Annotated in this window: 24 protein-coding genes, 4 tRNA genes and 2 riboswitches; of the genes, 1 reads left to right on the top strand and 27 read right to left on the bottom strand. The window is 58.2% G+C overall.

Annotated features, from left to right (window positions below; all coding sequences use genetic code 11):
• Positions 1-93: 93 nt before the first annotated feature.
• The 7 genes from H8695_RS02005 to H8695_RS01975 all read right to left on the bottom strand — a co-directional run bounded on the left by H8695_RS02005 (position 94) and on the right by H8695_RS01975 (position 6,568).
• The gene (locus H8695_RS02005; protein WP_249299199.1) at positions 94-1,602 is read right to left on the bottom strand and encodes an IMP dehydrogenase; all 1,509 of its coding nucleotides are present in this window, start codon (positions 1,600-1,602) and stop codon (positions 94-96) included.
• A 160-nt stretch (positions 1,603-1,762) separates the two neighbouring features.
• Entirely contained in the window at positions 1,763-2,785 is a 1,023-nt protein-coding gene (mreB, locus tag H8695_RS02000) for a rod shape-determining protein (RefSeq protein WP_249299198.1), read from the bottom strand.
• Positions 2,786-2,859: 74 nt separating this feature from the next.
• Positions 2,860-3,615, bottom strand: a complete 756-nt coding sequence (locus H8695_RS01995) for a ComFC family protein (protein WP_249299197.1) — start codon at positions 3,613-3,615, stop codon at positions 2,860-2,862.
• A gap of 33 nt (positions 3,616-3,648) precedes the next feature.
• Positions 3,649-3,987, bottom strand: coding sequence for a hypothetical protein (locus tag H8695_RS01990; RefSeq protein ID WP_249299196.1), 339 nt, complete (start codon positions 3,985-3,987; stop codon positions 3,649-3,651).
• Between the two features lie 66 nt (positions 3,988-4,053).
• Positions 4,054-5,244 carry a methionine adenosyltransferase gene (gene metK / locus H8695_RS01985; protein WP_249299195.1) on the bottom strand — a complete coding sequence of 397 codons (1,191 nt, stop codon included), beginning with the start codon at positions 5,242-5,244 and terminating at the stop codon, positions 4,054-4,056.
• A 58-nt stretch (positions 5,245-5,302) separates the two neighbouring features.
• Positions 5,303-5,398, bottom strand: a riboswitch (SAM riboswitch).
• Between the two features lie 44 nt (positions 5,399-5,442).
• Positions 5,443-5,922: a COG2426 family protein gene (locus H8695_RS01980; protein WP_249299194.1), complete on the bottom strand. Its 480-nt coding sequence runs from the start codon at positions 5,920-5,922 to the stop codon at positions 5,443-5,445.
• A gap of 109 nt (positions 5,923-6,031) precedes the next feature.
• On the bottom strand, positions 6,032-6,568 hold the full coding sequence (locus H8695_RS01975; RefSeq protein ID WP_249299193.1) for an ECF transporter S component: 537 nt from the start codon (positions 6,566-6,568) through the stop codon (positions 6,032-6,034).
• A gap of 67 nt (positions 6,569-6,635) precedes the next feature.
• A riboswitch (FMN riboswitch) is annotated at positions 6,636-6,765 on the bottom strand.
• Positions 6,766-6,913: 148 nt separating this feature from the next.
• Between H8695_RS01975 and H8695_RS01970 the strand changes: the two genes are divergently transcribed.
• Entirely contained in the window at positions 6,914-7,738 is an 825-nt protein-coding gene (locus H8695_RS01970; protein WP_249299192.1) for a sugar phosphate isomerase/epimerase family protein, read from the top strand.
• A gap of 420 nt (positions 7,739-8,158) precedes the next feature.
• On the opposite strand, the gene H8695_RS01965 is transcribed toward H8695_RS01970, so the two are convergent.
• From H8695_RS01965 to H8695_RS01870, 20 genes are all read right to left on the bottom strand, one after another.
• Positions 8,159-8,235: transfer RNA gene (locus H8695_RS01965), tRNA-Gln, on the bottom strand.
• Positions 8,236-8,249: 14 nt separating this feature from the next.
• Positions 8,250-8,326, bottom strand: a tRNA-His gene (locus tag H8695_RS01960).
• A gap of 8 nt (positions 8,327-8,334) precedes the next feature.
• Positions 8,335-8,411, bottom strand: a tRNA-Arg gene (locus H8695_RS01955).
• 6 nt (positions 8,412-8,417) lie between these two features.
• Positions 8,418-8,491 (bottom strand) — tRNA-Gly (locus tag H8695_RS01950).
• Positions 8,492-8,575: 84 nt separating this feature from the next.
• Positions 8,576-10,846, bottom strand: a complete 2,271-nt coding sequence (locus H8695_RS01945; protein WP_430413282.1) for an ATP-dependent Clp protease ATP-binding subunit — start codon at positions 10,844-10,846, stop codon at positions 8,576-8,578.
• 55 nt (positions 10,847-10,901) lie between these two features.
• Positions 10,902-11,477, bottom strand: a complete 576-nt coding sequence (gene pgsA / locus H8695_RS01940; protein WP_249299190.1) for a CDP-diacylglycerol--glycerol-3-phosphate 3-phosphatidyltransferase — start codon at positions 11,475-11,477, stop codon at positions 10,902-10,904.
• Positions 11,478-11,502: 25 nt separating this feature from the next.
• Positions 11,503-12,222 carry a CvpA family protein gene (locus H8695_RS01935; protein WP_249299189.1) on the bottom strand — a complete coding sequence of 240 codons (720 nt, stop codon included), beginning with the start codon at positions 12,220-12,222 and terminating at the stop codon, positions 11,503-11,505.
• A 32-nt stretch (positions 12,223-12,254) separates the two neighbouring features.
• Entirely contained in the window at positions 12,255-13,604 is a 1,350-nt protein-coding gene (locus H8695_RS01930) for a DUF5711 family protein (RefSeq protein ID WP_249299188.1), read from the bottom strand.
• Positions 13,601-14,353, bottom strand: coding sequence for a tRNA pseudouridine(38-40) synthase TruA (gene truA / locus H8695_RS01925; RefSeq protein WP_249299187.1), 753 nt, complete (start codon positions 14,351-14,353; stop codon positions 13,601-13,603). The genes H8695_RS01930 and truA overlap by 4 nt, the downstream gene beginning before the upstream one ends.
• Positions 14,354-14,370: 17 nt before the next feature.
• A complete protein-coding gene (locus H8695_RS01920; protein WP_249299186.1) occupies positions 14,371-15,174 on the bottom strand; it encodes a CbiQ family ECF transporter T component in 804 nt (267 codons plus the stop codon).
• Positions 15,168-16,034: an energy-coupling factor transporter ATPase gene (locus H8695_RS01915; protein ID WP_249299185.1), complete on the bottom strand. Its 867-nt coding sequence runs from the start codon at positions 16,032-16,034 to the stop codon at positions 15,168-15,170. The genes H8695_RS01920 and H8695_RS01915 overlap by 7 nt, the downstream gene beginning before the upstream one ends.
• Entirely contained in the window at positions 16,031-16,894 is an 864-nt protein-coding gene (locus tag H8695_RS01910) for an energy-coupling factor transporter ATPase (RefSeq protein ID WP_249299184.1), read from the bottom strand. Before H8695_RS01910 ends, H8695_RS01915 begins: the two co-directional genes overlap by 4 nt.
• 2 nt (positions 16,895-16,896) lie before the next feature.
• Positions 16,897-17,760 carry a class I SAM-dependent methyltransferase gene (locus tag H8695_RS01905; protein WP_249299183.1) on the bottom strand — a complete coding sequence of 288 codons (864 nt, stop codon included), beginning with the start codon at positions 17,758-17,760 and terminating at the stop codon, positions 16,897-16,899.
• 58 nt (positions 17,761-17,818) lie between these two features.
• Positions 17,819-20,212 carry an ATP-dependent helicase gene (locus H8695_RS01900; protein ID WP_249299182.1) on the bottom strand — a complete coding sequence of 798 codons (2,394 nt, stop codon included), beginning with the start codon at positions 20,210-20,212 and terminating at the stop codon, positions 17,819-17,821.
• Between the two features lie 132 nt (positions 20,213-20,344).
• Entirely contained in the window at positions 20,345-21,148 is an 804-nt protein-coding gene (locus H8695_RS01895; protein WP_249299181.1) for a hypothetical protein, read from the bottom strand.
• A 94-nt stretch (positions 21,149-21,242) separates the two neighbouring features.
• On the bottom strand, positions 21,243-21,977 hold the full coding sequence (locus tag H8695_RS01890) for a SigB/SigF/SigG family RNA polymerase sigma factor (RefSeq protein WP_249299180.1): 735 nt from the start codon (positions 21,975-21,977) through the stop codon (positions 21,243-21,245).
• 1 nt (position 21,978) lies between these two features.
• A complete protein-coding gene (spoIIAB, locus tag H8695_RS01885; protein WP_249299179.1) occupies positions 21,979-22,416 on the bottom strand; it encodes an anti-sigma F factor in 438 nt (145 codons plus the stop codon).
• A gap of 14 nt (positions 22,417-22,430) precedes the next feature.
• Positions 22,431-22,736 carry an STAS domain-containing protein gene (locus H8695_RS01880; RefSeq protein ID WP_249299178.1) on the bottom strand — a complete coding sequence of 102 codons (306 nt, stop codon included), beginning with the start codon at positions 22,734-22,736 and terminating at the stop codon, positions 22,431-22,433.
• A gap of 130 nt (positions 22,737-22,866) precedes the next feature.
• A complete protein-coding gene (locus tag H8695_RS01875; RefSeq protein ID WP_249299177.1) occupies positions 22,867-24,177 on the bottom strand; it encodes a bifunctional folylpolyglutamate synthase/dihydrofolate synthase in 1,311 nt (436 codons plus the stop codon).
• 53 nt (positions 24,178-24,230) lie between these two features.
• On the bottom strand, positions 24,231-26,861 hold the full coding sequence (locus tag H8695_RS01870; RefSeq protein ID WP_249299176.1) for a valine--tRNA ligase: 2,631 nt from the start codon (positions 26,859-26,861) through the stop codon (positions 24,231-24,233).
• Between the last annotated feature and the right edge of the window lie 27 nt (positions 26,862-26,888).

Genomic DNA, 26,888 nt, shown 5'->3' with positions numbered 1-26,888 from the left:
CTTCTCAATCAGAACTTTACAATGTGGCCATGTTTTCGGCCGTCCCACAGGGACCTATCTCGCAATGCGTTCCATGAAACAGCCGCTTTGCAGCTATTTTACCACGCTCACGGTCTTGTCTTTGAGCAGCACATCGTGCGCGCCGCCCTCGACAATGCTGGTCGCCGAGACCAGTGTGATCTTCGCTTTCTGCTGGAGCTCCGCAATGGTGAGCGCCCCGCAGTTGCACATGGTCGATTTGACCTTGCCGAGCGTCAGCGACACATTGTCCTTGAGGGGCCCCGCATAGGGCACATAGGAGTCGACCCCCTCCTCAAAGGAGAGCTTCTTGTCGCCGCCGAGATCATAGCGCTGCCAGTTTCTCGCGCGGTTGCTGCCCTCGCCCCAGTACTCTTTCATGTAGTTGCCGTTGATGTTGACCTTGTTTGTGGGGCTCTCGTCAAAGCGGGAGAAATAGCGCCCGAGCATGATGAAGTCGGCGCCCATCGCAAGGGCGAGCGTCACATGGTAATCGTGGACAATGCCGCCGTCGGAGCAGACTGGCACATAGATACCGGTTCTCTCATAGTACTCGTCGCGGGCCTTGCAGACCTCGATGAGCGCCGTGGCCTGGCCACGGCCGATGCCTTTGGTCTCGCGCGTGATGCAGATGGAGCCGCCGCCGATGCCGACTTTGACAAAGTCGGCGCCTGCCTCGGCGAGGAAGAGAAAGCCCTCCCGGTCGACCACGTTTCCGGCGCCCACTTTGACGGTATCGCCGTACTTCTCACGGATGAAGTCGAGCGTGCGCTTCTGCCACTCGCTGAAGCCCTCGGAGGAGTCGATGCACAGCACGTCGGCGCCCGCCTCAACCAGTGCCGGAACGCGCTCGGCATAGTCGCGGGTATTGATGCCCGCACCGACGACATAGCGCTTGAGTGAGTCAAGCAGCTCGAGCGGATTCTCCTTGTGGGCGGAGTAATCTTTCCGGAAGACAAAATAGGTCAGGCGCTGATTCTTGTCCACAATCGGAAGAGAGTTGAGCTTGTGATCCCAGATGATGTCGTTTGCCTCTTTGAGGGTGGTGCCGTCCTCGGCCCAGATGAGTTTTTCGAAAGGCGTCATAAACTCACTGACCTTTGTCGACAGGTCCATGCGGCTGACGCGGTAGTCGCGGCTCGTGACAATGCCGAGCAGTTTGCCGTCGGCCGTGCCGTCGTCGGTGACCGCCACGGTGGAGTGGCCGTTTTTCTCCTTGAGCGCGAGAATGTCGGCCAGCGTCTGATCCGGACGGATGTTCGAGTCGCTGCGCACAAAGCCCGCCTTGTAGCTCTTGACACGCGCGACCATCTCGGCCTCGCTCTCAATGCTCTGTGAGCCATAGATAAACGAGATGCCGCCCTCCTTGGCGAGGGCAATGGCCATTCTGTCGTCGGAGACCGCCTGCATGATTGCAGAGACCAGCGGAATGTTCATGGTCAGAGAGGGTTGCTCCCCCTTTTTGAATTTCACAACCGGCGTCTTGAGCGACACATTGGCAGGTACGCACTCAGACGAGGAGTAACCCGGCACCAGAAGATATTCACTAAAAGTATGGGAGGGCTCATCATAATAAAATGCCATAACCAGTCTCCTTCTCTATTTATTTCGCGCTGTTTTTTATGAAGTAATTTCATTCATTATAGTTAGGAAAAAGACAGAAGTCAACCGCCCGGCCGAGAATTGTCAAAAGCACAGAGAAACAAAACAGTCCGCGCAGAGCGGACTGTTGAAAATGGCCAAATCAGTATTGCATCTCGCGGTTGCGCGCCAGATTGAGCGTGCCGTCGGGGATGTTTGCGAGCATCGAAAGGCACTCGCCCGTTCCCTTTGCCACGCAGGAGATCGCATCATCCGCCACCACCGTTTTGATGCCGGTCTTAAACTGGATGAGCTTGTCGAAGCCGTGAATCAGGCTGCCGCCGCCGGTCATGATGATGCCGTTTGCGACGATGTCGCCTGCGAGCTCCGGCGGGGTGCGCTCGAGAACCGCATGAACCGCCTCGAGAATGGAGGAGGCGCACTCCTCGAGCGCCTCGAGAATCTCGTCGGAGGTGATGGTCACAATCTTCGGGAAACCTGTGAGCATGCAGCGGCCCTTGACGTCGACCGACATCTTCTCCTCCATGGGGAACAGGCAGCCGATTTCCATTTTGATCTTCTCGGCGCTGCGCTCACCGATGAGCACATTGTGCTTTCTGCGGCAGAATTTGATGATGGCTTCGTCAAACTTGTCGCCTGCAATTTTGATCGATTCGCTGACGACCACGCCGCCGAGCGAGATGACGGCGATGTCGGTGGTACCGCCGCCGACGTCGATGACCATGCTGCCGTTTGCGCGGTTGATGTCAATGCCCGCGCCGATGGCGGCCGCGACGGGCTCCTCGACGAGGTAGGCCTTTTTCGCGCCCGACTGAATGGCAGCGTCAATGACGGCGCGCTCTTCAACCTCGGTGATGCCGCTTGGAACGCAAATCATCACGCGGGGTTTGAACAGCGAGAAGCCGAGCACTTTCTTGAGAAAGTACTTGATCATCTTCTCGGTCATCTCATAGTCCGATATGACGCCGTCGCGCAGCGGTCGGATGGCGACGATGTTGCCGGGGGTGCGCCCGAGCATCTTCTGTGCCTCTGTACCTACCGCAAGCACCTTGTTGGAGAGCCGGTCGATCGCCACGACCGACGGCTCGCGAAGAACAATACCCTTATTTTTGATGAACACCAGTACACTCGAGGTACCAAGGTCCATTCCGATCTCTTTGTACATCCGACACACCTCACAAAGCTTCTCTGTTCTGTAACAGTAATATGTTAGCAGGAATGCAATGAAAAATACAAATACTATTTTGTCACAGTTTGGCGCATTTGGCAACTACTTGTTTGGTTTTCTGCGCTGTTTCTGCGCCGTTTCAGGCCTGTGACTGCCAGCGTCACGCAAAACACGGATTTTGCCCCGGCTATTTTCAGCATTTTTGCGCACTCGGAGAGTGTGGCGCCTGTTGTTTTGACATCGTCGACCAGCAAAATGTTCTTTCCCTCGACCTGCGCTTTGGGCGAGACGGCAAAGACGCCGTACACATTACTAACCCGTTCTCTTCTCTTCACGCGGTGCTGCGGCGGGTTGTCTTTGAGCTTTACCAAAACGCCCTCGGCAAAGGGCAGACCAATTCGCCGGCAGAGTCCGCGCGCGAGCTGCTGCGCCTGGTTGTAGCCGCGAAGACGCCGGCCGCGCTTTGTCAGAGGGACCGCCACGGCAAAGTCGAGCCCCAGCCCTGCGAACTCGCGCTCATAGCAGTCGGCCATGTAAGCCGAAAACGGCTCCGCCGCGCGTTTTGCCCCGCGAAATTTCAGCCGGTAAATTCCCCTCTTGACAGCATTTTCATAGTAAAACGGGGCCACCACGGCATTGTATTCGGGTCGCGGCGGCTCGCAGGAACACTCGTCAGCCGCGCAGCCGCACAGGTGACAGCGCGGCAGAGCGATGAGCGTCAGCTCCCGCTCACAGTTTTCGCACGGTCCCTCCCGCCCTGTCAGAGTCCCGCAAAACGGACAGCGCCTGGGATACAGCGCGTCGAGCAATCCCGCGAGCAGTCCCATTTTATCATCCCCATTTCCGTCGGCGATACCACTTCACAGCGGATAGGAATCGCCCTTTCCATAGCATTCCACATTCTCGTACTCACGCTGAAGTTTCTCAACGATGCGCCGGCTCTCCTCGCCGATTCCGCAGTCGATCACCGTCACATTCACATCCGCCGCATAGCGCTCGGCCATATCCTGCGCGGCCGCCTCGGCGCTGCGCACCGTGTACTCTGTCGTGTCGGCCGCATCGAGCAGCGGTACGATCACCATGATTTTACCATGAATCCGGTAATTGCTGTAGATTGTTTTTTTCATATCATTGAGAAAATAGAACATGCCGAGGGCCGCGAAAAAGATGACAATCGTCAGAAAAACAAATTTTAACATAGTAAAACCACCTCACACTATCCTATGAGGTGGTTTTGTTTTTGACAGTGATTTCCCTCGACAGACTCAGAGTTTTTGCGCGGCGAGGCGAAGCTCATCTGCCCGATCGGTTCTCTCCCACGGCACATCGAGCTCCTCGCGTCCGAAGTGGCCGTAAGCCGAGAGCGGGCTGTAGATGGGGCGGCGCAGATCAAACGTCTCGATGATGGCCGCCGGCCTCAGATCGAAGTGGTCTGCGACGAGCTTTGAAATCGCCTCGTCGGTGAGGGTACTGGTGCCATATGTATCCACCCGGATGGATACGGGCTTCGCCACGCCGATGGCATATGCGAGCTGTACTTCACACTTTCTAGCAAGGCCCGCCGCGACGACATTCTTCGCGATGTGCCGCGCCGCATAGCAGGCGCTGCGGTCCACTTTTGTCGGGTCCTTGCCCGAGAAAGCGCCGCCGCCGTGGCGGGCATAGCCGCCATAGGTGTCGACGATGATCTTGCGCCCTGTCAGCCCAGCGTCTCCCTCCGGTCCGCCCACGACAAAGCGGCCGGTCGGATTGATGAAAACCTTTGTGTTCTCATCCATCATGTTCTCGGGAACAATCGGCCGGATGACAAAATTCAGAATGTCGCGGCGCAGCTTCTCAATATCGGCGTCCACTGTGTGCTGCGAGGAGACGACCACCGTGTCCACACGCACCGGCCGGTCGTCCTCATACTCAATGGTCACCTGGGTCTTGCCGTCCGGTCCGAGATAGGGCAATATCCCCTCGCGGCGCACCTCGGTCAGGCGGCGCGCCATCCGGTGTGCCAGCGCAATCGGCATTGGCATCAGCTCCGGCGTCTCGTCGCAGGCAAAGCCGAACATCAGTCCCTGATCCCCCGCACCGGTCGACTTTCCATCCTGAATCTCGCCGTTTTTCTCCTCGAGTGCGCGGTCAACGCCCATGGCGATGTCGCCGGACTGCTCGTCGATTGAGGTGAGCACCGCGCAGCTGTCACAGTCAAAGCCAAACCGGCCGCCGCTGTAGCCGATGTCGCGCAGTGTGGAGCGCACCAGCTTCGGAATGTCCACATAGGTACTGGTGCTGATCTCACCCATGACGAGTACCATACCGGTCGTGCAGGCCGTCTCACAGGCCACGCGTGCCTGCGGGTCGTCAGCGAGAATCGCGTCGAGCACGGCGTCGGAAATCCGGTCACACACCTTGTCGGGATGGCCCTCAGTCACCGACTCGGAGGTAAATAGTGTTCTCTGTTTCATTGTCTCTCTCCCCTGTTCTGGTCATAAAAAGCTCCCCGCCAAAAGACAGGGAGCTCTAACCTCATCTTTCGGCATTCACCGCAGGATTTGACACCTTGCTTTCGCAGGTTGTCGGGCTTCATCGGGCCTGTCCCTCAGCCGCTCTTGATAAGGAGCTATTCACTTGTGTTTCTATCGTATCATCGGCCGTACCGGCTGTCAAGCCAAAAAGCTCAAAAACCCCAGAAAGCCATAGGCGACGCCGGAGACGATAAAGCCCGCGGCAAGAACGCCGATGAAAATGGCGGGCAGCGCGTAGTTGAGCCGCAAGCGCAGCAGACATGCAATCAGCGCGCCCGTCCATGCTCCGGTACCGGGCAGCGGAATCCCTACAAACAGTACAAGACCCCAAAAGGAGTATTTTCGGATCTTGTCGCTCTTGGCAAGAGCCTTCTCCTCGAGCCACACGCCGAGCTTCATGGTCAGTGGTATCTTTTTGAGCAGCTTTAAAATCTGCCGGCCGAGCAGAATGATAAACGGCACCGGAATCATGTTGCCGATCACCGCGGCGACAAAGGTCTCCACCCACGGCAAGCCGAGCCCGGCGCCCAGAAAGATGGAGCCGCGCAGCTCGATGACGGGCACCATGGAGAGGCCCATCACATAGAGAACATGGTGAAGCTGAGAAAAAAACGGCAAACCAACACCCCATTCGATCGTTTTCCTGACACAGGTATTAGTATACCAGATTCCTCACCCGCGCTCAAACAGAACGCAAACTTTGTAAGAAAAATGTATGACTTTTGCCTCACCGGGCTTTGATTACGCGGCTTACTCCACCGTAGACGAGCCAGGCAACCACGCAGTTGATTCCAGCCTTGACAAGGTTAAACGGCAGAATCGCCGGCAAAAGCAGTTCCACAACCGCCTCGGACGGCACCTGCATATACAGCGGGGTGAGCAGCAGATTCGCCGGCACCATCACGGCAGCCATGGAGAGCGTGCCGATGACAAGGGCCCAGGCCATCCGGTTTTTCATTCCGCCGCGGCGCAGTACAAAGCTCGTTACGAGAACCAGTGTCCCGGTCGCGATGACATGCATCACAAAGCCGTACCACTGCGACGCGGCGCTCACCGTCAGAGCCTGAATGGCGGACACCACAACCGTGAGGGCAAGCCCCGCGACCGGGCCATAGAAAAAGGTGCCGATCATGATGGATACGTCGGCCGGGTCGTACTCCAGAAAGGGGGCTGCGGGCCACGGAATGCGCACAAGATACATCAGCACCACCGAAACGGCGGCGAGAAGCGCAAGGCGGACAAGGCGGTTGATTTTCTGATCCATGACAATCACTCCTGCAATAAAAAAATCCCGATGCACACATCGGGATCAGCGCACGACAACGTGCGGCTGTTCACTTCATTTCATCCAGACTCTACTGTCGGTGACAGGATCCAACCGTCTCTGCTCTCGCTCTCGGACTCGTCGGCCATGGCCGCTTTACCGCCGGTGGGGACTTTCACCCCGCCCCGAAGTGGCTATTCGTTTGTTTGAGTATAGCGCGTTTGAACAGTTGTGTCAAGAGCAGACAAACAGGCGCCGTTTTGCCGTCTGTGTCCCTTGACGGGATGGGGGCATTATGGTACTTTAGAGATAACAATTTCAATACAATCATAAGGAGGTACTTCCATGAAATTCGCCTATCAGATCGCGACCGAAGAACTCCCCTACGACCCCACAATGACCTGCTACCAGGGCAAACTTGAAAAGAGCCTTGCCGACATCGCCTCATTTGGCTACAACGCGGTTGAACTGATGACAACAGACCCCTCGACCTATGACTGGGCCACGGTCAAAAAACTGGTTGAGAAAAACGGCCTGTCGGTCTCGCTGATCTGTACGGGCGAGGTCGGCCGGCTCGGCTACACGTTTACCTCCCCCGACGAGAACGTCCGCCGCGAGACCATGCGCCGCACCAAAGAGCTCATCGATCTCGCGGCCTACATGGGCGCAAACATCAACGCGGGACTTCTTCGCGGTAAGCGCTGGCCCGGCAACACCGAGGAACAGACCGAGCGCTATGAGATCGAGGGATTTCGCGAAGTGTGTGACTACGCGGCGCAAAAGGGCGTCAGCTTCGCGCTTGAGACGGGCGCCTTTGTCTTTACCAACTATCTCAACACCCTCGGCGAGGCTCTTGACATCGTCAAAAAGGTGGATCGGCCGAATCTGATGCTCATGCTCGATCTGTTCCACCTCTATGTCGAAGAGCCGGATTACATCGAAGCGATCAAGACCTACGCCCCCTATAATCTCCACGTTCATCTCGCCGACAACAACCGCATGTACCCCGGCGCCTGCGGCATTGACTTTGAAAAGGTCATCCGCACGTTTCACGACACCGGCTTTGACGGCACCTACACCGTCGAAGTCCGCCAGGAGCCCGATCAGCACACCGCCGCCTCCAAAGCGGCCGAGCACCTGCTGCCCATTTTGAAAAAAATCTATGGCTGAGTCAGAGAGTTTCGTTTGACTTACTCCGACTGGCAGAAAAAACCCCGAAAAGACTGATAAATCAGGCTTTTCGGGGTTTTTCTTTCCAGTGTGGCTCCGTGCGCCTCTGCGCATAAAGAGAGCACACTCCTATGCGGTTGGGATGACCGGACTCGAGGTTCGTTATGTATTTTGACGACAATTTGACGACAAAAAGGTACGTTTTAACGGAATTTATCGGCATTGGGCAGAATATTGCAACCCAGATAAAGGAAAAAAGAAAAACCCCGGAAGCCTTGATTTATCAAGGTTTCCGGGGAGTCTTTTTCAACGGGGTCCCCGTGCGCCTTCGCGCATGGGGAAAGGAGGAGCAAGGGAGTGCAGCGCATGCTTTCCTTTTTGCGAAAAGGAAAGCGGAGCAAAGCGGACTTTGCTCCGACGTGGTTGGGATGGCTGGACTCGAACCAGCGAAATGCAGGAGTCAAAGTCCTGTGCCTTACCGACTTGGCTACATCCCACTAAAGGGGAAATTTGGGGTGGATAGTCGGATTCGAACCGACGGCCTCTAGAGCCACAATCTAGCGCTCTAACCAACTGAGCTATACCCACCATATGAATGGCGCGCCTGAAGGGACTCGAACCCCTGGCCCACTGCTTAGAAGGCAGTTGCTCTATCCAGCTGAGCTACAGGCGCAAATCTTGGAGCAGGTGATGGGAATCGAACCCACGTGTTCAGCTTGGAAGGCTGACATTCTACCATTGAACTACACCTGCGGTTAGGAAAGGCAACGGAACGCTCGGCAGCTCCGTTGCCTTAAATACTATACACGATTCAGGACTTGTTGTCAACCGGACATTTTAGAAATCTTTGACTGTGATCTCACCTGCCTCGACCCCGACCACCAGCACGTCGATCTGCCGACCGGCGTTCTCAACAAAGATGGTCGCGATGCGATCCTCAATCTTTTTCTCAATGGTGCGCCGCAGGTTGCGAGCGCCGTATTTGTTGGAGTATGCCTTCTCCACAATGTAGTCGAGCACGGCGTCGTCATAGCGCAGCTCCACTGCCTTTGCGCTCAGAGACCCCTTAAGATCCTCCATCATGATCCGGGCGATCTGACGGCAGTTCTCGGGTGTGAGCGGATGAAATGCGATGACCTCGTCGACGCGGTTTAAAAACTCGGGCCGCAAAAACTGCTCGAGCGCGCGCATGGCTTTCTCGCCCGACCGGTCGTCATCGCTCTTGTTGAAGCCGACCACGCCCTCTTTCCTCTCGCTGCCGGCGTTGGAGGTCATGACGATGATGGTGTTCTCAAAGTTCACAGTCTTGCCGTGGGCGTCGGTGATGCGTCCATCGTCGAGAATCTGAAGCAGAATGTTCAGCACATCCGGGTGTGCCTTTTCAATCTCATCAAAGAGCACCACCGAGTAGGGCTTGCGGCGGATTTTCTCCGTGAGCTGTCCCGCGTCGTCATAGCCGACATAGCCGGGCGGCGAGCCGATGATGCGCGAGACCGAGTGCTTCTCCATAAACTCCGACATGTCGAGGCGGATCATGGTCTCCGGCGAATCAAAAAGCTCGGCTGAGAGGGTTTTTACAAGCTCGGTCTTCCCCACTCCCGTCGGACCCGTGAAAATGAACGAGACCGGCTTTTTCTTGGGGCTGATGCCCACGCGGTTGCGGCGGATCGCGGCGCAGACGGCGTCGATCGCCTCGTCCTGTCCGACGATGCGCCGGCGCAGGCGTTCCCCGAGATTCTGAAGCTGCTGCAGCTCCTCCTCCTTGATCTTAGAAGCGGGAATCCCCGTCCAGAGCTCGATCACGCGCGCGAGGTCCTCCTCGGTGACCTCGATGAGCTTGTGCACATCGCGCAGCGATGCAATCTCCTTTTGCAGGCGAAGCTCCTCCGATTTGAGACGCGCGTTCTCAGCGTAGAACTCCTCGCTGTCGCTCGGCTCAAGCGCCGCCTGAGCGCGCATCACATCGCAGAGCTGGCGCTTGAGCGCCCCGAGGCGATTGGCGTCGGTATCCTCCATGTTGGCAGTGCTCGCCGCCTCATCGATCAGGTCAATCGCCTTATCGGGCAGATAGCGGTCGGTGATGTAGCGCTCCGAGAGAGCGACCGCCCGGCGCACGATGCTGTCCGAGAGCACCACGCCGTGATACTGCTCGTAGTACTGCTTGATGCCCTCGAGCATCTGCACGGCCGACTCAACCGACGGCTCCTCCACCGTGACCGGTTGAAAGCGCCGCTCGAGCGCCGCGTCCTTTTCGATGTACTTGCGATACTCGGTAAATGTTGTCGCACCGATGACCTGTACCTCGCCGCGCGACAGGGCGGGCTTGAGAATATTCGCCGCGCTCATAGAGCCCTCGGCGTCGCCCGCGCCGACAAGATTGTGCACTTCGTCGATCACCAGAATGACGTTTCCCTTGTTCTTGATCTCCTCGATGAGGTTTTTGATGCGGCTCTCAAACTGACCGCGAAACTGCGTGCCCGCGACAAGCGCCGTCAAATCGAGCAGATAGACCTCCCGATCAAAGAGCTTTGCCGGCACCTCGCCCGCCGCAATGCGCTGGGCGAGGCCCTCGGCGATGGCGGTCTTGCCGACACCCGGCTCGCCGATCAGGCAGGGGTTGTTCTTGGTTCTGCGGTTGAGAATCTGTATGACCCGGTAGATCTCCTTTTCGCGCCCAACCACCCGGTCGAGTTCGCCGCTCCTGGCACGGGCGGTCAGATTGATGCAATAGCTGTCGAGATACTTCGACTTCTTGCTCTTGCGCTTCTCACGCCCCTCATCCTCCGTCTGCTGCCGCTCGCCGCTCTGGCCCTCCTGCCCTTCCTGCTGCGGAGTCAGAGCATTGCCCAGAAAATTCTGCATAAACGGAAATGTGTGCGCGCCGCCCTCCTCAAAGTCCTCATCGCCGCTGTCTTCATTCTGCTGCTGCATCATGTTCATCAGCGATGTCATCTCCTGCTCTACGTTTTCCAGATCTTCGGGCTTGATGCCCATCTGGTTCATCATGTCGCCCACCGGCTTGATGCCGAGTTCGACCGCGCACTGGAGGCAGATGCCCTCGTTGATGGTCTTGTCCCCCTCCATCCTTGTGATAAACACCACTGCCATTCGTTTTTTACAGCGCGAACATAACATATTTCAATAATCTCCTTACTAGAGCCCGTCAATCTTTCTGCTCTTTTTGTTGTCTGTTCTTTCCCCGCATGCGGTCGAACTCCGCTTTGAGTACGCCGCGGTAGGCCACGCCGTACATCACAAAGGCGAAGACCGCCCAGCCGAGGGCGAAGAACACCAGTAACAGATTCCACTGCGGCGGCAAATCGAGTACCAAAATCAAAAAGACGACAAGGTAGAACACACCGGTCGCGACCTTGCCATACCAATTAGATTGCACCACGACATTCTCTTTATTATAGAGTTTTGAGCTGAGCAGAATCTGGATGACCTCTTTGCCAAGAAAGATCAGAAAAACCCACAGTGGGACAATATCGGCGCTCCACAGGCAGAAGAACACCGTTGTCTGCATCATCTTGTCAGCCAGCGGGTCGAGCAACTTTCCAAGGTCGGTGATCTGGCCGTACTTGCGCGCGATATAGCCGTCCATATAATCGGTGATGCCTGAGAGAATAAAAACAAAACAGGCCACCAGATAGTTATTTTCAATCGGCATGAAAAATGCGAGCAGGAAGACCGGAACCAGAATCAATCGAAAAATGGAGAGCGCATTCGGTAAATTCATCTTGTTTTACACCCCAGCATCGAAGTTATTTGAGAAGCCCCGTGAACGGATTCATCACATAGATGTACTTGAACACCAGCGTCTTTGAGATGCTGTCGATCCCCGATTCCACGCCGAAGTAATTCTGAATAAACGGCATGAAATACGTGAGCAGCGAGCACAGTACAAAGAGAACCAAAAGCGCGTTGACCGCGCCGAGCGCAAGCCCGAGCAGCTTGTTGACCGAGTGAAGAATCGGCAGATGACAGACCAGGTCGAGCGCCCGTGTGAGAAGATTGATCAGCAGAAGCGAGCCGAGAAACAAGATCACGAAGGCAATGAGATTGCTCACCGCAGTCGCCATGGGATCCGCCACGGCGCTTACCACAGTCTGGCGCACTTCACTCTCGGGCGCGCCGAGGACTGATTGCTTGAGCGCTTCGGCGTTGACGCTGAACTTGTTCAGAAAATTCTGAAAGACCTCGGGCATCTGCTCAAACAGAGACGCCACCGGATCGCCCACCGTCCCCTGCGTCGCAGCCGGCGCGAGGTGGGTCAGATAGTCGTCCACTTTGTTCTGAAAAATCGGGGCGATAAACGCCCTGCTGATCAGTGCGCCGAGTTTGCCGCTGAAAAAGAACGCGATACCGAGCGAGATCAGTGTTCCCACCATGTTGGCAAGCGAACGCACAAACCCGCGCCGGTAACACAGTACAAGGCTCAGGCAGACGATACCAACCGTTGCCAGATCTAAAATTGCAGTCATAGATTCTCCTTTGTTCGCATGGTTTGAGAGGGCTACTGCACCACCGTCACTTCGTTCAGCTCGAGAATGAGCGCCTGCTGACGTGACGTGACCGCCACCTTGCGCACATCGTCGCTGACCGAGATGGTATTTTGCAGCTCGCCACTAGAATTATATAACAAAGCCCGGTTGTTTACCAGTAGCAATATCGCCTTGTCGCTGACCGCAAGGTCCTCGACATAGCTGTCGAGCGCAATCTCAAACATCACCTTGCCAAAGGTGTCCACCCCCACCATCGACAGACTCGTGCCCGCTACGTGATGGCTGAGAATCAAAAGCGCTCCGTTTTCAAGCTCGGCGGATGCCGCCGAGAGCGTGCTGTCGCCAAAGTGGTAGACGCCGCGCTGCGCCCCATCCGGCCCGAGTACATAGAGCGCGTCATCTGTCACCGCGAACAGGCCGCCGTCGGCGTTGTAGTCGAGAGCTGCGACAAGGCCGTCAATGGGTTCTCCCGCCGCCACAATCTCGCCGCTGCGGTAGTCGATGATGGTCACGGTTGTGCTCAGCTCCGCCGCGCCGGTGTTGAACCCGGCGATGGCAAGGCGGTGGCTGTCCTCGTCGAGGCTGATGTCGCTGATGTAGCTGCTCGCGGAATTCCAGCGGTAGACCGCCTCATTGGAGCTGTTGTAGACCATGGCCTGCGCCTTGTAATTCTTTGAGGTGGTCAAAATGGCAAAGCTGCCCTTGTCATCCATTTTTGCCGACAGGATGGGATACTCCGTCGTCAGCTCGAAGTCGAGGCCAAAGCCGTTTGCGGTCTTGAGTGACTTCGCTCCCCTGTCATAGGTGAGAATTTTGCTGTCGCGCACCTGCAAAACAGGGTTGCTGTAGTGAAAGGTCTCGCTGTACTGTGGGGCGCCTGTAAGTCTTGTCAGCTCAAGCCCCGAGTTTGACAGGACAACCAGGGAATCCCTGTAGCAGTCAAAGAGGTTGGTCTGCGAAAGATCCAGTTCCAGTTCAAAACTCGAGACCTGCGACTCGCCAAACCAGGTGATTCCGATGCTGTTGAGAAAGCTGCGAAGTGTGTAAAGGTTTAAAACTTCACGGTTGGCAAAGAGGAACAATCCGAGCAGCACCACAATCAGCGCCACGACAACCCGGCGGGCCCGCCGGGCTTTTTTGACGCGCCTTTTACGCTCAGGAGACTGCTCGCCCTCGACAGGCTTCGGTCCCTCGTAGCGCAGCTGCTGCGCTGCGGAATCATCGGTCTGCGTCAGAGTGTAGTCGCTCGGTACAGCCTCGTCCGTCTCGTCCTCCTGCGGGTCACCGGAGACCGTCTCAAAGACAACCTGCTGCTCACGCGGCTCTTCAACGGGCTTTTTCCTGCGTCTCTTCGGTTTCACGGTACAAAGCCCTCCTTGTAGGTAACTGCGGTCATGGCGAGGCCATGCGCCGGCAGGGTCGGCCCCATCTGCGCGCGCTCGCCGCCTGCGAGAATAGTCGCGACAGCCGCGGGGTCCATTCTGCCGAGGCCTGCCTCCAGAACGGTTCCCGCTATGATGCGCACCATGTTGTAGAGAAAGCCGCTGCCCCGGATACGGAGCTCGAGAAGATCTCCCCGCTCAGTGAGCTCACACTCATAGATGGTGCGTACGGTGTCCTCCTGGTCGGAGCCTGCCGACTGGCAGCAGCGAAAGTCATGCGTGCCCAGAAAGCCCCGTGCCGCAAGGCGCATCGCCTCACGGTTGACTGCCCGCGGCACATGGTAGGCGTAGCGCAGCAGAAAGGGATTTCTTGTGCGGCGATTCCAGATGCGGTAGGTGTACTCCTTGGACTGCATGCTGTAGCGGGGATGAAAATCGGCGGGCATTTCGCTCGCGCGGTACACCGTGATGTCGTCGGGGAGATTCGCCGTGAGTGCCAGCGGGATTTTGCGCAGCGGCATCTCACTCTGTGTGACCACGCGCACATAGTAGACCTGCGCGTGCACACCCGCATCGGTGCGCCCGCAGCCGGTCACCGAGACCGTGCCGGGCAGCACGAGGCGCACGGCCTGCTGAAGCGTCCCCTGAACGGTCCTCTTGCCGCGCTGAATCTGGTAGCCGTGGTATTCGGTGCCGTCAAAACCGATCGTCAGACAGATGGTTCTCAAGATTTCCTCCCAAAAATTCAGCCGATCATATTGAGTGCGATGACACCCGCGTAGCACAGCGCGATGAACAGAATGGACAGATAGTCGACCCTGCCCACCCGCAGAACTTTCATACGGGTGCGTCCGATGTCGCCGCGGTAGCAGCGGCTCTCCATGGCGATGGCGAGCTCATCGGCGCGGCGAAAAGCCGAGATGAACAGCGGCACGAGAAGCGGTACCAGCGCCTTTGCCCGGTGCAGCAGATTACCCGACTCAAAATCGGCGCCGCGCGCTTTCTGCGCATCCATGATTTTCTCGGTCTCCTCGATGAGCGTCGGGATGAAGCGCAGCGCAATGGTCATCATCATCGCGAGTTCGTGCACCGGCACCCTGATTTTCTTGAGCGGCTTTAAGAGCCGCTCGATGGCGTCGGTGAGCATAATCGGCGATGTGGTATAGGTCAGAAGCGATGTTCCCATGATGAGAAACACCATGCGAAACGACATAAAAGCGGCCGTCTGTACGCCGCCGGTCGTCACACGGATGATCCAGAAGTGCAGCAGTTCCCGCCCGTCCTGGTTGTAAAAGATGTTGAGAATGGAGGCAAACACCACCAGAAACAAAATGGGCTTGACCCCTTTGAGCACCACTTTGAGCGGTATTTTCGAGATGGCAAGCACCGCCGCAAAGATGGCGAAGACCACGGCGTAGCCGAGCGGATTTTTCACCACAAACAAAAGCACAATGTAGGCGATGGTCAGCACGATTTTCACCCGCGGGTCCATGCGGTGAACGGCGGTCTTTCCCGGGAAATACTGGCCGAGCGTGATGTCTTTCAGCACAGGCGCTCACCTCCCTGCAACAGCCGGCGCAGCTCCCGCTCGGCGGCGTCTACTGTATAGATGCCGGTGTCGACCGGGATGCCGCGCGCGCGCAGACCGATCATGACATCGGTGATCTGCGGCGCTCCAAGGCCGATTTCGGCGAGGTGCTCACTGTGGGAGAAAATTTCGTCGACCGTGCCGTACATGGCGATTTTGGCGTCCCTCATGCACAGCACGCGCGTGGCGTACCGCGTGACGTCCTCCATGCTGTGGCTGACGAGAACGACCGTCGATTTCTTCTGCTGGTGATACTCGCGTACCCGGGCCAGTATCTCGTCGCGTCCGCGCGGGTCGAGCCCTGCGGCCGGTTCGTCGAGAATCAGAATCCGCGGCCGCATGGCGAGCACCCCCGCAATGGCCACGCGCCGCTTCTGCCCGCCCGAGAGCTCAAAGGGCGACTTCTCCAGCAAATCGGGCGTCAGTCCCACCATCTCGGCCGCCTCCCGTACGCTCTCGTCAATCTCCTGTTCGCTGTAGCCGATGTTCTTCGGGCCGAACGCGATGTCCTTGTAGACCGTCTCCTCAAAGAGCTGATACTCGGGATACTGAAAGACCAGCCCCACCTTAAATCGGATTTTCTTGCGGTCGGCCCCCTCGGCCCAGATGTCCTCTCCGTCGATGAAGACCCGCCCCTCGGTGGGCTTCATCAGACCGTTGAAGTGCTTGATCAGCGTACTCTTCCCGCTGCCCGTGTGCCCGATCAGGCCGACAAATTCCCCCTCGGCAATCTCCAGATCAACGTGGTCGATCGCCGTCTTGACAAAGGGAGTGCCCACGCCGTAGGTGTATGTCAGATTTTCTGTCTTGATGCTGTTCAATGCTCTGCGCTCCCCTTGAGAAGTTTTGCCAGCGCCTCGACGCACTCCTGCGTCGTGATGGCCTCGCCGACGGGATAGCCGTCGGCGCGAAGCCGGTGGACAAGATCAGTCGCCTGCGGCACCTCCAGGCCGATGGAGCGCAGATACTCCACCTGCGAGAAGACCTCGCGCGGCGCGGCGTCGCGCACAACGCGCCCCTCGTCCATGATGATGACGCGCCCCGCCTGTACGGCCTCGGCCATGTAGTGGGTGATGAGCACAACGGTGATTCCCTCGTCGCGGTTGAGGTGTAAAATGGTCTTCATCACCTCGGCACGCCCCACGGGGTCGAGCATGGCAGTCGGCTCGTCGAGTACGATGCAGTCCGGCCGCATGGCGATGACGCCCGCGATGGCGATGCGCTGCTTCTGGCCGCCCGAGAGGTGATGCGGCGCCTGCTCGCGGTACTCGAGCATGTCCACTGCCGTGAGCGCTTCGGTCACACGCTCGCGGATCTTCTCCGGAGGCAGCCCCAGATTCTCAGGGCCAAAGGCGATATCCTCTTCGACAATGGTCGCCACAAGCTGGTTGTCGGGGTTTTGAAAGACCACGCCCACCCGCTGGCGGATATCAAAGAGGCGCTTCTCATCGCGCGTGTCCATCCCTTCGACGAGCACCGTACCCTCGCAAGGCGCGAGGATGCCGTTTAAGTGCTTGGCAAGCGTCGATTTGCCGCAGCCGTTGTGGCCGAGCACGGCCACAAACTCACCCTTTCGTATGGTGAGATTGATGTCGCGCAGCACCTTTCTCGGCTCAGCTTCGTCGGGGTCCTGATACCAGAACGAGAGGGCTCTTGTCTCAATCAGTGTCTGTTCTTCCAAAGTCAACGCTCCCATATCACAGTTGCCCCGCAGGGCAGAATCTTTCCGGTCTTTGTCACGGGCAGTCCCAGCTCACCGGCGCGGCAGCGCCCGCCAAAGCGTTCCTCAAAGCTCACGCCGCACAGATACTCCATCACCTTGGGCGACAGCCCCGTGGTGTAGGAGTTGAGCAGCACAAAAAGCGGCTCGTCGCACAGCACCTGCGTACACAGGCGCAAAAAGCCGCAGAGACTCTCCTCGAGCTTCCAGATCTCACCCGATGGCCCGCGCCCGTAGGACGGCGGGTCCATGATGATGGCGTCGTAGCGGCGGCCGCGGCGGATCTCCCGCTCGACAAATTTCTTGCAGTCGTCGACGATATAGCGTATCGGCGCGTCTGAAAGTCCGTTTGCGCGGGCGTTTTCTTTCGCCCAGTCGACCATGCCGCGCGAGGCGTCGACGTGGCAGACCGAGGCGCCCGCCTTTGCGCAGGCCACGCTCGCGGCGCCCGTGTAGGCAAAGAGATTCAAGACACTCACCGGCCGGCCTGCGGACTCAATGCGCCCGCGGCAGTAGTCCCAGTTGACGGCCTGCTCGGGAAAGATACCGGTGTGCTTGAAATTCATTGGTTTGAGTTGAAAGACCAAATCCCGGTAGCCGATCTGCCAGCTCTTCGGCAGATGATTGATCTCCCAGTGGCCGCCGCCCGAAGAGGAGCGCTCGTAGCGCGCGGCAATCTCCCGATTCCAGAGCGCCGGGTCGCGCTGCGTGTCCCAGATGATCTGGGGATCGGGCCGGATGAGCCGGTACGCGCCGAAGCGCTCGAGCTTTTCGCCCGAGCTGGTGTCAAGTATCTCATAGTCTTTCCACTGGTCTGATACGAACATGGCTCCTCCGTCTGGTTGGTCTCTAACCCATTAATTTTATCATTATCGTGTCTCTGCGTCAATTCGCCTGCGGCTTTGTGAGCTTGGCGTAATTGGCCATGAGCTTCTTGGTACCCGTCTTCTCAAAGGCAATCTCGAGCATCCAGTCGCCGCCCATCTTTTTGGCCATGAGAACGACGCCCTGCCCGAACGCAGCGTGCTGCACCGTGTCGCCGACGCGGTACTCCTCCCCTGTCGGCTCAGGCGCCTTTTTGCCGCTCAAGAGCGAACTGCCCGCCCGGTAGTTGTAAATGGGGTTCTTCGGCGCCTTAGCGGCTGTACCCGCCGCAGCGTAGGTGTGTACGGGCTCCGGTTGATTGAGAATGTCGAGATACTCCGTCGGCATCTCCTTGAGAAAGCGCGATGGGAAGTGCATGCGAAGCCCCTGGTAGGTACGTCGGTTCGCCGCATAAGAGAGATAGAGCCTCTGTTTTGCGCGGGTGATCGCCACGTAGCAGAGCCTGCGCTCCTCCTCAATCTCATCGGGGTTCTGCATGGCCATGGAGGACGGGAAGACCTCTTCCTCCATCCCCGCGAGAAACACAACCGGGAACTCCAGTCCCTTTGCGCTGTGTATGGTCAGAAGCGACACATACTGCCCATCCTCGCTCTGGGTCTCCCAGTCGGTCGCGAGAGACGCCTCCTCCATGAAGCCGGTCAGCGACGGCGCCTCGGCGTTCTCCTCGTAGTTTTGGATGTTGGCGAGCAGCGTCTCGATGTTCTGTGCGCGCTCGCGGCCGTCGGCCTTGTCCTGCGCGATGATGAATTCCATATAGCCCGTGCGGGAGAGCACCTCGCTTGCAAAGAGAGAGGGCGCCATCAGGTCGCGCTTGGCGCGCAGCTCCTCCATCATACTGTAGAACGCCGTGAGCTTCTCGCGGCTGCGCGCGAGCTGCTCATACTCGCCGCACTCGGCGAGCACGTCGTACATGCACCGCGAGCTCGAGACCGCCAGCGCCTCGACGACATCCACCGTCGTGTCGCCGATGCCGCGCTTTGGCTCGTTGATGATGCGCTTGAGCCGCAGGTCGTCCTGCCTGTTGCACAGCACTCCGAGGTAGGAGATCACGTCCTTGACCTCCTTGCGCTCGTAGAACTTGTAGCCGCCGAAGAGCTTGTAGGCGATGCCCGAGCGCTGCAGCGCCGTTTCAATGGCGCTCGACTGGGCGTTTGCGCGGTAGAGAACGGCAAAATCGCGGTAGTTTTTGCCGTAGCGTACCACCTCGTCGAGTATCTTCTCGGCGATGAAGACACCCTCGGCGTACTCGTCCTTTGCCTTGAAGACCTTGATCTTCTCCCCGCCCGGATTCTCGGTCCAGAGAGTCTTGCCCTTTCGGCCGACGTTGTGCTTGATGGTCTGGTTCGCCGCGTCGAGTATCACCTGCGTGGAGCGGTAGTTCTGCTCAAGGCGGATGGTCTTCGCCTCTTTGTACTGCTCTTCAAAACTCAAAATATTCTCAATGGTCGCGCCGCGAAACTTGTAGATACTCTGGTCGTCGTCACCCACCACAGTGAGATTTCGATGCTGCTCCGCGAGCAGCGACACCAGCGCATACTGGGCATAGTTCGTGTCCTGATACTCGTCGCACAGAATGTACTGAAACTTTTTCTGGTAGTACTCGCGCACGTCGTCACACTCCGCCAGGAGCTTGACGGTCAGGCGAATCATATCGTCAAAGTCGAGGGCGTTTGCCGCCTCGAGGCGCTGCTGGTAGAGCTTGTAAATCGAAGCGATCTTCGACAGACGGTAGTCGCTTTTGGCGCTCTCTGCAAACTCGCCCGGCGAGAGCAGCTTGTCCTTTGCCCGGCCGATCACCGACAAAACCTGATAGACCGGATAGTTCTTCTCGTTGAGGTTTAACATCTTGGTGCACTCTTTGATCAGGCGCTTCTGGTCGTCGGTGTCGTAGACCGTGAAGTCGCGCGTGTACCCGAGGCGCTCAATGTCGCGGCGCAGCATCTTCGCGCAGGCCCCGTGAAAGGTGTTTGCCCAGATGTCGTTCGCGCTCTCGCCGACGGTGCCGATCAGGCGCTCCTTGAGCTCGTTTGCGGCCTTGTTGGTAAAGGTGATCGCAAGAATGCTCCACGGTGAGACGGGGCGGTTTGCAATCAGCTCGCTCACCCGCTCGGCAAAGGCCGGATTCGGGTTTTGCAGATACTCCTCGAGCAGATCGACGTCAAATTCGGTCAGCCCGAACGGCAGCTCCTCGCAGTGGTAGGTGTCGCCGTATTTGAGCAGATAGGCAATCCGGTTGACGATGACCGTCGTCTTGCCGGAGCCGGCGCCGGCAAGAATCAAAAGCGGACCTCTGCCGCTGAAAATGGCCTCGCGCTGGCGCGCGTTCATACGGGAAAACTCCTGGTCTAAGATTCTCTTTTTTACGCGCAGATAGCGCTCTTTTAATTCTTCCATGCTCTTCCTCTCAAAGCCTTGCGGTTTTACAATCAAAGTTTATTATACAGGAAATCGCTCCAAATGCAAACAGGCGCACACCGGAATTTACACCGGTAAAAAAGCCCCGCGGCACGAGCCGCGGGGCCACCGTCAGTCCCCGAGGAACTCACAGCCGCCCCCGAAGAGGCGCTGGGCGTTGTTCTCCCGGATGCGCTCCTGCAAAGACAGCGCAGTGCGCCTTTTTCGCATACGCTCCGTGAAGCGGCGCGAGTAGGCCAGAAAGAGAAAGTAGACATAGGGCATGCCGAGGTTGGTCTCGAGCAGAGAGTTTACCACAAGCGTTGCGAACTTGTCCGCCGGCGACGCGAAGCCCGCGCTGCGCACACCGCCGATGAGAAGCCCCGCCTCCCAGCCGAACTGCACCAGAATGCCGATGGCGAGCAGCCAGAGGATGTTGACCCGGCTCTCGCGGTCGGCCCTTGTGAGATTCCAGATGACGAGCCCCAGATACCCCACAAAGAGCATGGCCGCCATCGCCCCGTGATAGGCTCCGGTCGTGCGCTCGATGACAATGGGCGCCGCCGCGCGGCCAAAGCTGCCGCTGATCAGCGGGCAGCAGACCCACCAGCTCAAAATCAGCACCGACCACTCGACGAGATGCGTATCCCGCGAGAGCCACAGCCAGATGAAGACAAAGTTTGTAAAGCCGAAGCTCATCGACATCCAGAGCAGCACCCAGAACATGCTGTAGCCGTTTTGGATGCTGCGCGTGTGCAGCATCAGATGGAAGATACCATAGTCCACAGCCATGTAGACAAGCCCGAAGAAGACGCCGACCGCCACGGTCATGTATTTTTTCCGGTAGAGCAAAAGCGCCAGCAAAACCGCGAGAAAAATGAGATCCAGCCAGATGTAGAGCGGGTCAAACTGGCGCCGCGCGATGATTTCAGGCACAAAAATCCCCCCTGTGTCATTCCCTGCCCTATATTGTACCATACCGGCGCCTGTTTGAAAATCAGGGCGGGCGGCATTTGCCGCCCGCCCTGCTCTAACTCTCCGACAGAATCGACTCGCGTATTTTGGCGAGCACCGCCTTTTCGATTCGCGACACCTGAACCTGCGAAATGCCGAGTACCGACGCGACCTGCATCTGGGTCATGTTGCGGTAAAAGCGCATCTCCACCACCCGCCGCTCGCGCTCCTTGAGCTCGCGCACCGCCTCGCGCACTGCGATGGCGTCAATCACCTCGTCAGTGTGGTCGTCGCCGCAGAGATCGAGCAGGTTCATCTCGCCGTCGCCCTCCCCCATGCTCTGGCTCAGCGAGAGCACGGGCCTTGTCGCGTCAAGCGCCAGAACGAGCTCGTCAACCGCCATTTCGGTCTCCTGCGCGAGCTCCTGCACCGTCGGCTCACGCAGCAGGCTCGCACAGAGCCGTTCGCGTGCGCGGGCGATTTTGCCGGCGCTGTCCTTGATGCTGCGCGAGAGCTTGATCGGCCCGTTGTCGCGAAAGTAGCGCTTGAGTTCGCCGAGAATGACCGGCACCGCATAGGTGGAGAACATGACGCCCTGCTCGAGATCGAAGTTTGACAGGGCCTTGTAGAGCCCCATGCACCCGATTTGGAAGAGATCGTCATACTCGACGCCGCGGCCGGTAAATCGCTTGACCGCCATGTGTACCAGGCCGAAGTTCTCCCTGACAAATTCCTCTACCGCCGCCCGGTCACCGCCCTTGGCACGGCGCAGCAGCTCACGCCCATACGTGCCCTGGGTCGTCGCCGCCATGTCAATTCTCCCTTTTGCCTATGTACTTCTCCATGACCACCCGTGTGCCCCACCCGGGCTTTGATGTGACCCGAAGCTTGTCCATAAAGGTCTGCATGATGGTGAAGCCCATGCCCGAGCGCTCCTCCTCGGGAGCCGTGGTGTAGCAGGGCTCCATGGCCTTGTGGACGTCGGCAATGCCGCAGCCGCGGTCGCGGATGGTGAGCTGAATGCGCCGGTCTTCATAGAGGCGCGCCGTGATCGTGATAATGCCGCTCTCGCGGCGGTAGCCGTGTACAATGGCGTTTGTGACACCCTCGGACACAGCGGTCTTGATATCGGCCAGCTCGTCGATGGTCGGGTCGAGCTGGGCCGCAAAAGACGAGACAACGGCGCGCGCAAATCCCTCGTTTACGGATTTTGACGGGAACTGTACTTTGATCTCATTGATCGCTTTCATCGTTTCGCACCTCTCTATAATATGGTCACATACCGGGCCAGGCCCGCCATTTCCAGAATGGTTCTGGTCTTTTTACCGGTCCCTGCGACAACGACCCGGCCGCCGTATTCGCGCGCGAGCTTGTAGCGGCCCATGATAAAGCCGATGCCCGAGCTGTCCATAAACGTGACGCCGGAAAAGTCGAGCCGGATGGTCTGCGGGCGCGACTGCAAAATCTGCCCGTCCACACTGTCGCGAAGCTCTGTGACGCTGTGGTGGTCGATTTCGCCGTGGATGACGACATTGAGCTTGTCCGCCTCTGTTGTGATGGTAACCTGCATGGATGATCTTTCCCCCCTGCGCAAATTTCATAAACAAAAAACGCTATGATGGAATCAAGTTCCATCATAGCGTTTCCCTGCTGATTATTTTGTTTCATTGCGTCGAACAGGTTCGTCTAATAATGTCAAATCAGATGAGCTTTTTGACGCCCGAGAGCTCCCGGATATGCCGGCGCACCCCGCCGAGCAGATACAGCGACCCGCACACGACGATGGCGTCGTCCGCTGTCGCCTTTTTGAGCACGCTGTCGAGCGCCTGCGGCGCATATTTGCAGCTTCGCACATCGTCACAGTAGACCCCGGCGATCTTCGCACCGATCTTCGGGTCGAGCATGCGCGCGCTGTCCGGCGCAACCGCTACAAAGCTGTCGCAGAGCTTCGCGACCGACGAAATGCACTTTTTGTACTCCTTGTCGCGCAGAATGCCCATGATGACATAGAGGCGGCCCTTGATGCTCGGGCGGATGTAGTTTTTGATCGATTTGGTGAGTGTCTTGATACCCGAGACATTGTGCCCGCCGTCCAATACAATCAGCGGCTCTCGCGCGCAGATTTCAAAGCGCCCCATAAAGCGCACCTTTCGGATACCCTCAAGGAGCTGCTCCTTCGACACTGGAAAGCCCTTTTCCTTTACAATGCGCAGCGCCTCCAGCGCCGTGACGGTGTTGTAGATCTGATGCTCCCCGAGCATGCCGAGCGTGACGTGCAGTCCGGTGTAGTCAAACTCCACGCCGTCGAGGCTGTCTTTGGTGATGTTGATCTTGGTGGTGTCGGGTACGACGAGGGTGTTGTGCATCTCGGCGGCCCTGTCCTGAACGACGCGGTAGGTATCGGCGAGCTGAATCGGGTAGAGAACGGTGTGGCCGCCCTCTTTGATGATGCCGGCTTTCTCGCAGGCGATCTTGTCTATGGTGTCGCCGAGATACTCCGTATGATCGAGAGAGATCGACATGATGACCGAGCACAGCGGCGTGTCGATGACGTTTGTCGCATCAAAGCGCCCGCCGAGACCCGTCTCCAATACCACGATGTCGCAGTGTTCGCGCAGATAGTAGAGCATGGCAACGGCCGTCACAAGCTCGAACTCCGAGCACTCCATGCCATCCTCGCGCTTCATGGCCTGATCCTCCAGATGGACGCGCTCGAAGAGGTCGGCGAGATCCTGCTCGGGAATCATCTCCCCGTTGATGGAGATGCGCTCGCGAAATTCCTCAATAAACGGTGATATGTACATGCCGGTGCGGTAGCCCGCCTCACGCAGAACGCCCGCAATGGTCGCCGTGACCGAGCCCTTGCCGTTGGTGCCGGCGATGTGGATGAATTTGAGCTGCCGGTGCGGACTTCCGAGGCGCTCCAGCAGCCGCTCGATGCGCGCAAGGCCCGGCTTGATGCCGAAGCGCTCGGTACCGTGAATGATCTCCAAAGCCTCTTCATACGTCATAGTACAAACCCTCTTCTCCCCTGTTTGAGCGCCGCGGTGTGCGCCCTATCTGTTTAGCGGTCAAAGGCCCGGATGCTCTGCTCGAGCTTTTCGAGCATATCCTGCACCTTGTTCTGTTTTTCCCGCTCGGCATCGACGAGCGCCGCCGGCGCCTTTTTCAAAAAGCCCTCGTTTTGCAGCTTCGCCTGAATGCGCGCAAGCTCGCCCTCGAGTTCCTTTTTCTCTTTCGCCAGGCGCGCAAGCTCTTTCTCCCTGTCGACGAGCTCATCGAGCGGAATGAAGATGCGCGCACCGTCCGTGACGATGGACACCGCGCCCTCCAGCTCAAAGTGGCTGCCGATCTCAATTTCAGAGGCCGACGCCAGGCGCTCAAAGAATGCCGCCCCGCGCCGAAACGTCTCGGCGTCCTCGGTCTCAATGTAGACTTTCGCCTTTTTCGACGGCGGCACGTTCATCTCGCTGCGGCGGTTGCGGATGGCCTTGATGGCCTCCATCACCCGCTCCATGCGCGTCTGCTCCTGCGCAAAGTGGAGCGATTCGCTGTAGCGCGGCCACTGCTCGAGCATGATCGACTCACACGCATGCGGCAGCGTCAGGTAGATCTCCTCCGTGATAAAGGGCATAACCGGGTGCAGGAGCTTCAGCGTGTTCGAGAGCACATAGCACAGCACCTGCTGGGCGCTCCGTCGGGTCGCCTCATTCGGGTTGCTCTCAAACAGACGCAGCTTTGCAAGCTCGATGTACCAGTCGCAGAAGTCGTCCCACAGGAAGTCGTAGAGCTTGGAGACGGCAACGCCGATCTCGTAGTGGTCGAGGTTGTCGGTGACTTCGCGCACGACGTCGTTGTACCGGGAGAGAATCCAGCGGTCCTCAAGCTCCAGCTCATCGGGCAGCTCGCAGCGGGTGATCGTCAGATTCATCAGCACAAAGCGCGAGGCATTCCAGAGCTTGTTGGCAAAGTTGCGCGCGCTCTCCACTTTCTCTTTCGAGAAGCGCGTGTCGTTGCCGGGCGAATTGCCCGTGACCAGCGCGAAGCGCAGGGCGTCCGCGCCGTACTGCTCAATGACCTCGAGCGGGTCGATGCCATTGCCGAGGGACTTCGACATCTTGCGGCCCTGCGCGTCGCGGATCAGGCCGTGAATGAACACATCGGAAAACGGCTTTTCGCCCATGTGCTCGAGACCCGAGAAGATCATGCGCGCCACCCAGAAGAAAATGATGTCATAGGCGGTCACAAGTACCGATGTGGGATAAAACTTCGCAAGGTCCTCGGTCCGGTCGGGCCAGCCGAGCGTCGAAAAGGGCCACAGCGCCGAGGAGAACCAGGTATCGAGCACATCCTCCTCCTGCCTGACATGGTGCGAGCCGCACTTCGGGCAGACCGTTACATCCTCTTTTGCAACCGTCATCTCCCCGCAGTCGTCGCAGTAGAAAGCCGGGATGCGGTGCCCCCACCAGAGCTGGCGGGAGATGCACCAGTCGCGCACATTCTCCATCCAGTTGAGATAGATTTTCTCAAAGCGCTCAGGGACAAAGTTGACCTCTTTGCTCTTGACCACGTCAATGGCAGGCTCCGCAAGGGGCTTCATCTTGACAAACCACTGCCGCGATGCGAGCGGCTCCACCGTGGTGCCGCAGCGGTAGCACTGGCCGACGTTGTGGACATGCTTCTCGATTTTGACAAGGTAGCCCTGCTCCTCAAGGTCGGCGACAATTCTCCTGCGCGCCTCATAGCGCTCAAGTCCCTCATAGACGCCGCCGTTTTCGTTGATCTTACCGTAGTCGTCGATCACGAGAATCTGCTCGAGATCGTGGCGCAGACCCATCTCATAGTCGTTCGGGTCGTGGCAAGGCGTCACCTTGACGCAGCCCGTGCCAAAGGACTTGTCGACGTACTCGTCGGCAAAGATCGGAATCTCGCGGCCCACCAGCGGCAAAACGGCGCTCTTGCCGATCAGATGGGCGTAGCGCTCATCCTCCGGGCTCACCGCAATGCCGGAGTCGCCCAGCATGGTCTCGGGGCGCGTCGTCGCAACAACCACGTCGCCGCTTCCATCCGCGAGCGGGTAGCGGATGTGCCAGAGGTTCCCCTCCTGCTCCTCGTACTCCACCTCGGCGTCTGAAAGGGCGGTGATGCAGTGCGGGCACCAGTTGATGATGCGGTAGCCGCGGTAGATCAGCCCCTTGTTGTAGAGGTTGACAAAGACCTCGCGCACCGCCCGCGAGCACCCCTCGTCCATGGTGAAGCGCTCACGCTGCCAGTCGCAGGCCGCGCCGAGTCGGCGCAGCTGTCTGACAATACGCCCGCCGTACTGCTCTTTCCACTCCCACACGCGGCGCAGAAACTCCTCGCGGCCGAGATCGTAGCGCGTCTTTCCCTCTTCGACGCGCAGCATCTCCTCCACCTTGATCTGCGTCGCAATGCCCGCGTGGTCCATACCCGGCACCCACAGCGCCTCAAAGCCCTGCAGCTTCTTGTAGCGGATCAGAATGTCCTGAATGGTGTCGTCGATGGCGTGGCCCATGTGGAGCTGCCCGGTGACATTGGGCGGCGGGATGACAATAGAAAAAGGCGGTTTCTCACTGTGTACATCCGCGTGAAAATACCCCTTTTGCTCCCAGTTTTTATAGTGCTTGTCCTCGACCTGTGACGGGTCGTAGGTCTTTGCCAGTTCTTTGGCCATACTCTTCCCCTGCCTTTGGCTGTTTCG

Source organism: Feifania hominis, assembly GCF_014384765.1.
GTDB classification, from domain to species: domain Bacteria; phylum Bacillota; class Clostridia; order Oscillospirales; family Feifaniaceae; genus Feifania; species Feifania hominis.
This window is presented reverse-complemented; position numbering and strand designations above follow the sequence as displayed.

Excerpts from the sequence above, each read along its gene's own strand:
- H8695_RS02005 (WP_249299199.1), bottom strand. The coding sequence starts at position 1,602 with ATGGCATTTTATTATGATGAGCCCTCCCATACTTTTAGTGAATATCTT.
- mreB (WP_249299198.1), bottom strand. The coding sequence starts at position 2,785 with ATGTACAAAGAGATCGGAATGGACCTTGGTACCTCGAGTGTACTGGTG.
- H8695_RS01995 (WP_249299197.1), bottom strand. The coding sequence starts at position 3,615 with ATGGGACTGCTCGCGGGATTGCTCGACGCGCTGTATCCCAGGCGCTGT.
- H8695_RS01990 (WP_249299196.1), bottom strand. The coding sequence starts at position 3,987 with ATGTTAAAATTTGTTTTTCTGACGATTGTCATCTTTTTCGCGGCCCTC.
- metK (WP_249299195.1), bottom strand. The coding sequence starts at position 5,244 with ATGAAACAGAGAACACTATTTACCTCCGAGTCGGTGACTGAGGGCCAT.
- H8695_RS01975 (WP_249299193.1), bottom strand. The coding sequence starts at position 6,568 with ATGGATCAGAAAATCAACCGCCTTGTCCGCCTTGCGCTTCTCGCCGCC.
- H8695_RS01970 (WP_249299192.1), top strand. The coding sequence starts at position 6,914 with ATGAAATTCGCCTATCAGATCGCGACCGAAGAACTCCCCTACGACCCC.
- H8695_RS01945 (WP_430413282.1), bottom strand. The coding sequence starts at position 10,846 with ATGGCAGTGGTGTTTATCACAAGGATGGAGGGGGACAAGACCATCAAC.
- pgsA (WP_249299190.1), bottom strand. The coding sequence starts at position 11,477 with ATGAATTTACCGAATGCGCTCTCCATTTTTCGATTGATTCTGGTTCCG.
- H8695_RS01935 (WP_249299189.1), bottom strand. The coding sequence starts at position 12,222 with ATGACTGCAATTTTAGATCTGGCAACGGTTGGTATCGTCTGCCTGAGC.
- H8695_RS01905 (WP_249299183.1), bottom strand. The coding sequence starts at position 17,760 with ATGTTCGTATCAGACCAGTGGAAAGACTATGAGATACTTGACACCAGC.
- H8695_RS01900 (WP_249299182.1), bottom strand. The coding sequence starts at position 20,212 with ATGGAAGAATTAAAAGAGCGCTATCTGCGCGTAAAAAAGAGAATCTTA.
- H8695_RS01890 (WP_249299180.1), bottom strand. The coding sequence starts at position 21,977 with ATGGCGGCGACGACCCAGGGCACGTATGGGCGTGAGCTGCTGCGCCGT.
- spoIIAB (WP_249299179.1), bottom strand. The coding sequence starts at position 22,416 with ATGAAAGCGATCAATGAGATCAAAGTACAGTTCCCGTCAAAATCCGTA.
- H8695_RS01880 (WP_249299178.1), bottom strand. The coding sequence starts at position 22,736 with ATGCAGGTTACCATCACAACAGAGGCGGACAAGCTCAATGTCGTCATC.
- H8695_RS01875 (WP_249299177.1), bottom strand. The coding sequence starts at position 24,177 with ATGACGTATGAAGAGGCTTTGGAGATCATTCACGGTACCGAGCGCTTC.
- H8695_RS01870 (WP_249299176.1), bottom strand. The coding sequence starts at position 26,861 with ATGGCCAAAGAACTGGCAAAGACCTACGACCCGTCACAGGTCGAGGAC.